The organism is Pseudomonas sp. BTN1 (genome assembly GCF_001907715.1).
Taxonomy (GTDB): Bacteria; Pseudomonadota; Gammaproteobacteria; order Pseudomonadales; family Pseudomonadaceae; genus Aquipseudomonas; species Aquipseudomonas paracarnis.
Window position 1 is genome coordinate 57,688 of record NZ_MPBM01000018.1, and the last position, 10,034, is coordinate 67,721.

10 protein-coding genes are annotated in these 10,034 nt (G+C 60.6%); 7 read left to right on the forward strand and 3 right to left on the reverse strand.

From position 1 onward, the window contains the following. Nucleotide 1: 1 nt before the first annotated feature. From murA to hisC, 4 genes are all read left to right on the forward strand, one after another. Nucleotides 2-1,267 carry a UDP-N-acetylglucosamine 1-carboxyvinyltransferase gene (gene murA, locus BMH52_RS07130; RefSeq protein ID WP_003188598.1) on the forward strand — a complete coding sequence of 422 codons (1,266 nt, stop codon included), beginning with the start codon at nucleotides 2-4 and terminating at the stop codon, nucleotides 1,265-1,267. 213 nt (nucleotides 1,268-1,480) lie between these two features. Beyond that, complete coding sequence (gene hisG / locus BMH52_RS07135) at nucleotides 1,481-2,116, forward strand: ATP phosphoribosyltransferase (protein WP_003188599.1); 636 nt, start codon at nucleotides 1,481-1,483, stop codon at nucleotides 2,114-2,116. Nucleotides 2,117-2,244: 128 nt separating this feature from the next. Next, nucleotides 2,245-3,561: a histidinol dehydrogenase gene (hisD, locus tag BMH52_RS07140; RefSeq protein ID WP_020301263.1), complete on the forward strand. Its 1,317-nt coding sequence runs from the start codon at nucleotides 2,245-2,247 to the stop codon at nucleotides 3,559-3,561. 3 nt (nucleotides 3,562-3,564) lie between these two features. After that, nucleotides 3,565-4,617: a histidinol-phosphate transaminase gene (hisC, locus tag BMH52_RS07145; RefSeq protein ID WP_014716942.1), complete on the forward strand. Its 1,053-nt coding sequence runs from the start codon at nucleotides 3,565-3,567 to the stop codon at nucleotides 4,615-4,617. Between the two features lie 127 nt (nucleotides 4,618-4,744). Here the strand turns inward: hisC and BMH52_RS07150 are convergent, their stop codons facing one another. Together BMH52_RS07150 and upp are read right to left on the reverse strand one after the other, a co-directional pair. After that, a complete protein-coding gene (locus BMH52_RS07150; protein ID WP_003188606.1) occupies nucleotides 4,745-6,019 on the reverse strand; it encodes a uracil-xanthine permease family protein in 1,275 nt (424 codons plus the stop codon). A gap of 2 nt (nucleotides 6,020-6,021) precedes the next feature. Beyond that, entirely contained in the window at nucleotides 6,022-6,660 is a 639-nt protein-coding gene (gene upp, locus BMH52_RS07155; RefSeq protein WP_003188608.1) for a uracil phosphoribosyltransferase, read from the reverse strand. Nucleotides 6,661-6,824: 164 nt separating this feature from the next. Here upp and BMH52_RS07160 point away from each other — a divergent pair, with 164 nt between their 5' ends. The 3 genes from BMH52_RS07160 to BMH52_RS07170 all read left to right on the forward strand — a co-directional run bounded on the left by BMH52_RS07160 (nucleotide 6,825) and on the right by BMH52_RS07170 (nucleotide 8,240). Beyond that, complete coding sequence (locus BMH52_RS07160) at nucleotides 6,825-7,382, forward strand: hypoxanthine-guanine phosphoribosyltransferase (protein WP_003188610.1); 558 nt, start codon at nucleotides 6,825-6,827, stop codon at nucleotides 7,380-7,382. A gap of 3 nt (nucleotides 7,383-7,385) precedes the next feature. Then, nucleotides 7,386-7,853 (forward strand): WbuC family cupin fold metalloprotein, encoded by a 468-nt coding sequence (locus tag BMH52_RS07165; RefSeq protein WP_014716943.1) that lies wholly within the window; start codon nucleotides 7,386-7,388, stop codon nucleotides 7,851-7,853. 99 nt (nucleotides 7,854-7,952) lie between these two features. Then, on the forward strand, nucleotides 7,953-8,240 hold the full coding sequence (locus BMH52_RS07170) for a PA4642 family protein (protein WP_003188614.1): 288 nt from the start codon (nucleotides 7,953-7,955) through the stop codon (nucleotides 8,238-8,240). A gap of 109 nt (nucleotides 8,241-8,349) precedes the next feature. On the opposite strand, the gene mqo is transcribed toward BMH52_RS07170, so the two are convergent. Then, entirely contained in the window at nucleotides 8,350-9,858 is a 1,509-nt protein-coding gene (gene mqo, locus BMH52_RS07175; protein ID WP_014716944.1) for a malate dehydrogenase (quinone), read from the reverse strand. Between the last annotated feature and the right edge of the window lie 176 nt (nucleotides 9,859-10,034).

A 10,034-nucleotide genomic window follows, 5' to 3' on the forward strand; every position in this document is an offset into this window, starting at 1 on the left:
TATGGATAAATTGATTATTACCGGCGGTGCCCGCCTTGATGGCGAGATTCGCATTTCCGGTGCGAAAAACTCCGCCTTGCCGATCCTGGCAGCGACCCTGCTGTGCGATGGCCCGGTGACTGTGGCCAACCTGCCGCACCTGCACGACATCACCACCATGATCGAGCTGTTCGGTCGCATGGGCATTGAGCCGGTGATCGACGAGAAGCTGGCCGTCGAAATTGACCCACGTACCATCAAGACCCTGATTGCCCCGTACGAACTGGTGAAAACCATGCGTGCGTCGATCCTGGTGCTGGGCCCGATGGTTGCCCGTTTCGGCGAAGCCGAAGTAGCCTTGCCTGGCGGTTGCGCCATTGGTTCGCGTCCGGTCGACCTGCACATCCGTGGCCTTGAGGCCATGGGCGCAGTCATCGACGTCGAAGGCGGCTACATCAAGGCCAAGGCGCCGGAAGGCGGCCTGCGCGGCGCGAACTTCTTCTTTGATACCGTCAGCGTCACCGGTACCGAGAACATCATGATGGCCGCTGCCCTGGCCAACGGTCGCAGCGTGTTGCAGAACGCCGCACGCGAGCCGGAAGTGGTCGACCTGGCCAACTTCCTCAACGCCATGGGCGCCAAAGTTTCCGGCGCTGGCACTGACACCATCACTATTGATGGTGTAGAGCGTCTGCACACCGCCACCTACAAAGTCATGCCTGACCGCATCGAGACCGGTACCTACCTGGTTGCCGCTGCCGTGACCGGTGGCCGTGTGAAGGTCAAGGACACCGATCCGACCATCCTGGAAGCCGTCCTGGAAAAACTCAAGGAAGCCGGCGCAGAGATCACCACCGGCGAAGACTGGATCGAGCTGAACATGCACGGCAAGCGGCCAAAAGCCGTCAACGTGCGTACCGCTCCGTACCCGGCGTTCCCGACCGACATGCAAGCGCAGTTCATCTCCTTGAACGCGATTGCCGAAGGCACCGGTGCTGTGATCGAGACCATCTTCGAAAACCGCTTCATGCACGTGTATGAACTGCACCGCATGGGCGCCAAGATCCAGGTCGAAGGCAACACCGCCATCGTCACCGGGATCGACAAGCTCAAGGGCGCGCCAGTAATGGCAACCGACCTGCGTGCCTCGGCCAGCCTGGTAATCTCGGCACTGTGCGCCGAAGGTGACACCCTGATCGACCGCATCTACCACATAGACCGTGGTTACGAGTGCATCGAAGAGAAACTGCAGATGCTCGGCGCGAAGATTCGCCGCGTACCGGGCTAGTCCCCGCTGCCCTGTAGGAGCGAGCTTGCTCGCGAAGGCCTCATGTGCACCGCGTTGACTCTGAATAAACGCGTTATCGTTGACGTTCTTCGCGAGCAAGCTCGCTCCTACAAACACTGGTTTGTTTCAAATCGAGGCTGTCATGGCCTCGATCTGTGTCTGGCGCCGTTTGCGACCGGACAGCAATAGCCTGATGAAGGACTGACATTTCCCATGTTGACCATCGCACTGTCCAAGGGCCGCATCCTTGACGACACGTTGCCGCTTCTGGCTGAAGCGGGCATCGTGCCGACCGAGAATCCGGACAAGAGCCGCAAGCTGATCATCCCCACGACCCAGGACGACGTGCGCCTGCTGATCGTGCGGGCTACCGACGTGCCGACCTACGTTGAACATGGCGCCGCCGACCTGGGTGTTGCCGGCAAGGACGTGCTGATGGAATACGGTGGCCAGGGCCTGTACGAGCCTCTGGACCTGCGCATCGCCCTGTGCAAGCTGATGACCGCTGGCCGCGTGGGTGATGTCGAGCCCAAGGGCCGCCTGCGGGTCGCCACCAAGTTCGTCAACGTTGCCAAGCGCTATTACGCCGAACAAGGCCGTCAGGTCGATATCATCAAGCTCTACGGCTCCATGGAGCTGGCACCGCTGATCGGGCTGGCCGACAAGATCATCGACGTGGTCGACACCGGCAACACCCTGCGCGCCAACGGTTTGGAGCCCCAGGATTTTATCGCTGACATCAGCTCCCGCCTGATCGTCAATAAAGCATCGATGAAGATGCAGCACGCCCGTATTCAGGCGTTGATCGACACCCTGCGCAAGGCAGTGGAGTCTCGACACCGCGGTTGACTCACCCGCGTAGCTGAAGAGCTGCGCCCGTCTATCCGCCTCATAGCCAGAATTCTCAGGTGCCCAAGCGGAAACGACTGCTAGTTTAGGGCGCCTGAGTTTTTGCCAATTCTATTGAGGCCCTCGCTATGACCACGTCCACTGCAATTGCCCGACTCAACGCTGCCGACCCGGATTTCGCCCATCATCTGGATCATCTGCTGAGCTGGGAAAGCGTGTCTGACGACTCGGTCAACCAGCGGGTGCTCGACATCATCAAGGCCGTGCGTGAGCGCGGTGATGCTGCGCTGGTGGATTTCACCCGCCAGTTCGACGGCCTGGACGTGCAGTCCATGGCTGACCTGATCCTGCCGCGTGAACGCCTTGAGCTGGCGCTGACGCGCATCACCGCACCGCAGCGCGAAGCCCTCGAAGTCGCTGCGGCGCGGGTACGCAGCTATCACGAAAAACAGAAGCAGGACTCCTGGAGCTACACCGAGGCCGACGGCACTGTGCTGGGCCAGAAGGTCACGCCACTGGACCGCGCCGGCCTTTACGTGCCGGGCGGTAAGGCGTCGTATCCATCGTCGGTGTTGATGAATGCGATCCCGGCCAAAGTCGCCGGCGTGACCGAAGTGGTCATGGTGGTGCCGACCCCCCGTGGCGAGATCAACGAGCTGGTGCTGGCTGCCGCCTGCATCGCCGGTGTCGACCGGGTATTCACCATCGGTGGCGCCCAGGCCGTTGCAGCGCTGGCCTATGGCACCGAAAGCGTGCCGAAGGTCGACAAAGTGGTCGGCCCCGGCAATATCTACGTCGCGACTGCCAAGCGCCATGTGTTTGGCCAGGTCGGTATCGACATGATCGCCGGTCCTTCGGAAATCCTCGTGGTGTGTGACGGCCAGACCGACCCGGACTGGATCGCCATGGACCTGTTCTCCCAGGCGGAGCACGATGAAGACGCCCAGGCGATCCTGGTCAGCCCCGATGCCGAGTTCCTCGACAAGGTCGCCGCCAGCATCAATAAGCTGCTGCCGACCATGGAGCGTGCCGAGATCATCGAGAAGTCGATCAACGGCCGTGGTGCGCTGATTCGGGTGCGTGACATGGAGCAGGCCATTGAAGTGGCCAATCGCATCGCACCGGAGCACCTGGAGCTGTCCGTAGCGGACCCACAGGCCTGGTTGCCATCGATCCGTCACGCTGGGGCGATCTTCATGGGCCGTCACACCAGTGAAGCCCTGGGCGACTATTGCGCCGGCCCCAATCACGTGTTGCCCACCTCCGGCACTGCGCGTTTCTCGTCGCCGCTGGGGGTGTACGACTTCCAGAAACGCTCGTCGATTATCTTCTGCTCGCCACAAGGCGCTTCCGAGCTGGGCAAGACCGCCTCGGTGCTGGCCCGTGGTGAATCCCTCAGCGCGCACGCACGCAGCGCTGAATACCGCATCGTCAAGGGAGCGTAAGGCATGAGCAAATTCTGGAGCCCTTTCGTCAAGGACCTGGTGCCTTACGTACCCGGTGAGCAACCGAAGCTGACCAAACTGGTCAAGCTCAACACCAACGAAAACCCCTACGGCCCATCCCCCAAGGCGCTGGCGGCAATGCAGGCCGAGTTGAACGACAACTTGCGCCTGTACCCGGACCCCAACAGCGACCTGCTCAAGCAGGCCGTGGCCAGGTATTACGGGATCGATGCCGGCAAGGTGTTCCTCGGCAACGGTTCTGACGAAGTCCTGGCGCACATCTTCCATGGCCTGTTCCAGCACGATCTGCCGCTGCTGTTCCCGGATATCAGCTACAGCTTCTACCCGGTGTACTGCGGCCTGTACGGCATTACGTTCGACGCGGTGTCACTGGACGAACAGTTCCAGATTCGGGCCGCTGACTATGCCAGGCCCAACGGCGGGATCATCTTCCCCAACCCTAACGCGCCCACCGGCTGCGTACTGGCGCTGGACGCGGTGGAGCAGATCCTCAAGGCCAGCCCGGACTCGGTGGTGGTGGTCGATGAAGCCTATATCGACTTCGGCGGCGAAACTGCCATCAGCCTGGTCGACCGTTACCCGAACCTGCTGGTGACCCAGACCCTGTCCAAATCGCGCTCACTGGCCGGTTTGCGTGTGGGCCTGGCTGTGGGCCACCCAGACCTGATCGAGGCGCTGGAGCGGGTCAAGAACAGCTTCAACTCCTACCCGTTGGATCGGTTGGCGATTGTTGGCGCGGCGGCCGCGTTTGACGACCGTGAATACTTTGAGAAAACCTGCCAGTGGGTGATCGACAGCCGCAACCAGGTCGTCGCGCAATTGGAAGCGAAGGGATTCGAGGTATTGCCATCGGCAGCGAACTTCATCTTCGCCCGTCACCCGCGGCATGACGCTGCAGGGCTGGCCGCCAAGTTGCGTGAGCAAGGGGTGATCGTGCGGCACTTCAAGCAGGAGCGGATTGCCCAGTTCCTGCGGATCAGCATCGGGACGCCGGAGCAGAACCAGGCGCTGATCGACGGGCTCGGTGAGCTCTAACAGACGCTGAAAATCAAATGTGGGAGCTGGCTTGCCTGCGATGACGGTGTAACAGTCGACCTATCTGTCGTTTGATACACCGCTATCGCAGGCAAGCCAGCTCCCACACTGATTTGCGTTTAGTCAGTTACAGCAGCGGCTCATCCGGCTTCTTGTTCTTCCAGCCATCATTGCCCGGTAGCAGCAAGTTCAAACCAATTGCCACCACCGCACACAGGGCGATGCCCTTGAGGCCGAAATCATCCGGGCCGGTGCCGGTACCCACCAGCACACCGCCAATCCCGAACACCAACGTTACCGACACAATCACCAGGTTGCGCGCCTCGCCCAGGTCGATCTTGTGGCGAATCAGCGTGTTCATCCCCACCGCGGCAATCGAGCCGAACAGCAGGCACAGAATCCCGCCCATCACCGGCACCGGGATGCTCTGCAGCAGCGCGCCGAACTTGCCGATGAACGCCAGGCTGATGGCAAACACTGCCGCCCAGGTCATGATTTTCGGGTTGTAGTTCTTGGTTAGCATCACGGCGCCGGTCACTTCGGCGTAGGTGGTGTTCGGCGGGCCGCCAAACATGCCGGCAGCCGTGGTGGCGATACCGTCACCCAGCAGCGTGCGATGCAGGCCAGGCTTTTTCAGGTAATCGCGGCCGGTCACGCTGCCTACCGCAATCACACCCCCGATATGCTCGATCGCCGGGGCCAGTGCTACCGGGACGATAAACAGGATCGCCTGCCAGTTGAACTCCGGCGCCGTGAAGTGGGGCAGGGCGAACCAGGGGGCGGCGGCGATTTTCGCCGTGTCGACCACACCAAAGTAGAACGACATGGCAAAACCCACCAGCACGCCGGAAATGATCGGCACCAGGCGGAAAATGCCCTTGCCGAACACCGCCACGATCAAAGTGGTAAGCAGCGCTGGCATCGAGATCAGCATCGCCGTCTGATAGTGGATCAGCTCTGCACCGTCGCCAGACTTGCCCATGGCCATGTTGGCGGCAATCGGCGCCATGGCCAGGCCGATCGAGATAATCACTGGGCCAATCACCACGGGCGGCAGCAGCCGGTCGATAAAACCGGTGCCCTTGACCTTCACGGCCAGTCCCAGGAACGTATAGACGAAACCCGCCGCCATCACGCCGCCCATGGTCGCCGCCAGGCCGAACTGGCCCTTGGCGAGAATGATCGGGGTGATGAACGCGAAGCTCGATGCCAAAAATACCGGCACCTGCCGCCCTGTCACCACCTGGAACAACAACGTGCCCAGGCCTGCGGTAAACAGCGCGACGTTTGGATCAAGACCTGTGATCAGCGGCATCAACACCAACGCGCCAAATGCTACGAAGAGCATTTGTGCGCCAGACAGGATCTGGCGCCAAAGCGGGTCGTTGAATTCATCCTGCATGCTCACGCGTCCTTCTGCTTGGTGCCGAAGATCTTGTCACCGGCATCGCCCAGGCCCGGGATAATGTAGCCGTGTTCATTCAGGCGCTCATCGATGGATGCGGTGTAGATCTGTACGTCCGGATGGGCCTTCTCGACGGCGGCGATGCCTTCTGGCGCGGCCACCAGCACCATGGCGCGGATGTCCCGGCAACCGGCTTTTTTCAGCAAGTCGATGGTGGCGACCATGGAACTGCCGGTGGCGAGCATCGGGTCGATGATCATGGCCAGGCGTTCGTTGATTTCCGGGACGAGTTTCTCCAGGTAGGTGTGGGCCTGCAGTGTTTCTTCATTGCGGGCTACGCCCACGGCGCTGACCTTGGCGCCCGGGATCAGGCTGAGTACACCTTCGAGCATACCGATACCGGCACGCAGGATAGGGACGACGGTAATTTTCTTACCGGCGATTTTCTCCACTTGTACGGGACCAGCCCAACCGGGGATCTCGTAGGTTTCCAGGGGCAAATCCTTGGTGGCTTCGTAAGTGAGCAACGCTCCGACTTCCTGAGCAAGCTCACGGAAGTTCTTCGTGCTAATGTCGGCACGGCGCATAAGGCCGAGTTTGTGTCGGATCAGCGGGTGGCGGATCTCGCGAGTGGGCATAGGAAAGGCTCCGGCGGCGGGCAAAAAAACCGGCCTAGATTAATCTATCCGAGGGTGTTGTCCTATAGACATCAAGTACGTTAGTCCATAAAGGCTTGATTGGAGCGCACGAGAAGCGTACCTTCGCCCGCTTTTCTTGCCACAGCACCCCCTTGGAGAGCGCCATGTCTGCTGATCTCGAGCATATCCGTCAAATCATGCACGAGGCTGACTGCCTGTACACCGAAGCGCAAGTCGAAGCAGCGATCGCCAAGGTTGGCGCGCACATCACCCGCGAAATGGCCGACACCAACCCGGTGGTCTTCTGCGTGATGAACGGTGGCCTGATCTTCGCCGGTAAATTGCTGACTCACCTGCAGTTCCCGCTGGAAGCCTCTTACCTGCACGCCACCCGCTATCGCAATGAGACCAGCGGCGGCGACTTGTTCTGGAAGGCCAAGCCGGAAGTGTCGTTCATCGACCGCGATGTGTTGATCATCGATGACATTCTCGATGAAGGTCACACCCTGGGCGCTATCATCGATTTCTGCAAACATGCCGGCGCACGCAAAGTGCACACCGCCGTGCTGATCGACAAAGACCACGACCGCAAGGCGCGCCCAGAGCTGAAAGCCGACTTTGTCGGGTTGCCGTGCGTCGACCGTTATATCTTCGGGTATGGCATGGACTACAAGGGCTACTGGCGTAATGCCAATGGCATCTACGCCGTTAAAGGAATGTAATCGATGGCCCGCTTTCTTGATCAGACGCTGTTTGCCGAGTTGGCCGAGAAAGCGGCCGCCAATCCCCGTGGTCGTCAAAACGTTAACTTCCATGAGATGCAAGAGCCTTGTCATCGCATGGCCGTCGGTTTGCAGCCCAGCACCTATGTACAGCCTCACCGTCACCTGAGTGCCGATAAGGCGGAGACGTTGCTGGTGCTCAAAGGGCGTCTGGGAATCCTGATTTTCAGCGAGACGGGGGAAGTGTTGAGCAAGCGTGTGTTGGAAGCGGGCGGGGAATGCCAGGGCGTCGACCTGTCGCCCGGCGTGTTCCATGGCCTGGTAGTGCTTGAGCCGGACAGCGTGATGTTTGAGTGCAAGGCTGGCCCTTACCGCGCTGTGGGTGAGGGTGAGCTGGCCGACTGGGCTCCCCGTGAAGGCGAGGCAGGTATGGCTGAATATCATCGCTGGATGCTTGCCCAGTTCGACTGAGCAAGCCCCGTCCCACATTGCTTTCTCACCGCTTTCGAAGCCGGCGTCGCGCAGGTAGACTTCAAGCCCCGTGTAAATGTCTGCAGGCTGGAGTCGGTAATGCGTAAAGATAAGAAACAGGTGATTGGCGACGAAATCGGTGACGACCAGATCAAGTTGTTCCTGGACTTCGAGCCGGTTGATGCGACGTCGCCGTCCCTGCACAAACTGATCAAGGCCTATCGCGGCCTGCGTATCGACGACTTCGAGCGTTTCCTGGGCTTTTTCAAAGAAGCAGGCCTGGACCTGGACGGCAAGGACGAGCATGGCCAGACCTTCGTCGACCTGATCAAAGACCAGCGCAACGCCGCCGAATACATCGAGCTGATCGACAACGCCCGCGGCTGATTATCCGAGCCACAAAAAAACGCCCCGGCCTCATGAGAGGCCGGGGCGTTTCGCGCTCGTTCCCACGCTCTGCGTGGGAATGCATTCTGTGACGCTCTGCGTCACGACCTCACGCGTAGCTTTCAGCCTCGTTGCTTTGCTCCACCAGCTCCAGGCTGATGTTGTTCTGCGTGTTGAGCTTGCGATACAGCTCGGCGTCCGTCTCCAGCACTTTCTCGCGTGCCGGGAAGATCTCATGCAGCTTGGTAGCCCACTCACCGGCGGCTTTCTCCGGGAAGCAGCGCTCGATCAGCTCCAGCATGATCGAGACCGTGACCGAAGCACCAGGAGACGCGCCCAGCAGTGCCGCAAGCGAACCGTCCTTGGCCGCGACCAGTTCGGTGCCGAACTGCAGCACGCCGCCTTTCTTCGGGTCTTTCTTGATGATCTGCACGCGCTGGCCGGCCACTTCCAGGCGCCAGTCTTCGGCTTTCGCCTCGGGGTAGAAGCGACGCAGGGATTCCAGGCGCTGTTCCATGGACTGGCGCACTTCGCTGACCAGGTACTTGGTCAGGTCCATGTTGTCGCGGGCCACGGCCAGCATTGGGCCGATGTTGCCGGCGCGAATCGACATCGGCAGGTCAAGGAACGAGCCGTGCTTGAGGAACTTGGTGGTGAAACCGGCGTATGGCCCGAACAGCAGGGATTTCTTGCCATCCACCACGCGGGTGTCCAGGTGCGGCACGGACATCGGCGGCGAGCCCACGGCAGCCTGGCTGTAGACCTTGGCCTGGTGCTGCTTGACCACTTCCGGGTTGTCGCAACGCAGCCACTGGCCGCTCACCGGGAAGCCGCCGAAGCCTTTGCTCTCTTCGATGCCCGAAGCCTGCAGTAACGGCAGCGCCGCACCGCCAGCGCCGAGGAACACGAACTTGGCATCGACGTCGCGGCTGTTACCGCTGTTGACGTCCTTGATGCTCACGGTCCAGCCTGCGCCGTTGCGCTTGAGGCCGGTTACGCGCTTGCAGTACTTGACCTGGGCGTCTGGCGAACTGGTCAGGTGGCTGAGCAGCTGATTGGTCAGGGCTCCAAAGTTGACGTCGGTGCCGTTCATCACGCGGGTGGCGGCGATTTTTTCGTCGAGCGGGCGGCCCGGCATCATCAACGGCATCCACTCGGCCATTTCGCTGCGGTCTTCGGTGTAGTGCATGTCCGAAAACGCGTGGTGCTGGCTGAGGGTCTCAAAGCGCTTCTTGAGGAAGGACACGCCTTTGTCGCCCTGCACGAAGCTCAGGTGCGGCACTGGGCTGATGAACGACTTGGACGAGCCAAAGGTGCCTTTCTTGGTCAGGTAAGCCCAGAACTGCTTCGACACCTCGAACTGGGTGTTGATGTGCACGGCTTTCTTGATGTCGATGGAACCATCGGCGGCCTGTGGCGTGTAGTTCAGCTCACACAGCCCGGCATGGCCGGTGCCGGCGTTGTTCCACGGGTTGGAACTCTCCGCGGCACCCGAGTCCATCAGCTCAACGACTTCCAGCGTGAGGCTGGGGTCGAGCTCTTTGAGCAGTACGGCCAGGGTGGCACTCATGATGCCGGCCCCTACCAGTACTACGTCGACTGCTTCGTTATGCGCCATTTAACGCGTCTCCAAAATCTGCAGCACCAAATTGACGGCATGGCTGCCAGGAGTGACGGGGCGATTCACGTGTTGCCCCAGGTTACCCATGGCCAGGATCGCCATGTCCGTTTCGCAATTCTTTGCAACTTCAGCACACGCTTCCTGCCGGGCTAATCTGCCTATGAACGCATTCA

What these genes read in the sequence shown, in the direction of transcription:
- upp (WP_003188608.1), bottom strand. Translation starts at nt 6,660, where the DNA reads ATGCCCACTCGCGAGATCCGCCACCCGCTGATCCGACACAAACTCGGC.
- hisG (WP_003188599.1), top strand. Translation starts at nt 1,481, where the DNA reads ATGTTGACCATCGCACTGTCCAAGGGCCGCATCCTTGACGACACGTTG.
- mqo (WP_014716944.1), bottom strand. Translation starts at nt 9,858, where the DNA reads ATGGCGCATAACGAAGCAGTCGACGTAGTACTGGTAGGGGCCGGCATC.
- murA (WP_003188598.1), top strand. Translation starts at nt 2, where the DNA reads ATGGATAAATTGATTATTACCGGCGGTGCCCGCCTTGATGGCGAGATT.
- hisD (WP_020301263.1), top strand. Translation starts at nt 2,245, where the DNA reads ATGACCACGTCCACTGCAATTGCCCGACTCAACGCTGCCGACCCGGAT.
- BMH52_RS07150 (WP_003188606.1), bottom strand. Translation starts at nt 6,019, where the DNA reads ATGCAGGATGAATTCAACGACCCGCTTTGGCGCCAGATCCTGTCTGGC.
- BMH52_RS07165 (WP_014716943.1), top strand. Translation starts at nt 7,386, where the DNA reads ATGGCCCGCTTTCTTGATCAGACGCTGTTTGCCGAGTTGGCCGAGAAA.
- BMH52_RS07170 (WP_003188614.1), top strand. Translation starts at nt 7,953, where the DNA reads ATGCGTAAAGATAAGAAACAGGTGATTGGCGACGAAATCGGTGACGAC.
- hisC (WP_014716942.1), top strand. Translation starts at nt 3,565, where the DNA reads ATGAGCAAATTCTGGAGCCCTTTCGTCAAGGACCTGGTGCCTTACGTA.
- BMH52_RS07160 (WP_003188610.1), top strand. Translation starts at nt 6,825, where the DNA reads ATGTCTGCTGATCTCGAGCATATCCGTCAAATCATGCACGAGGCTGAC.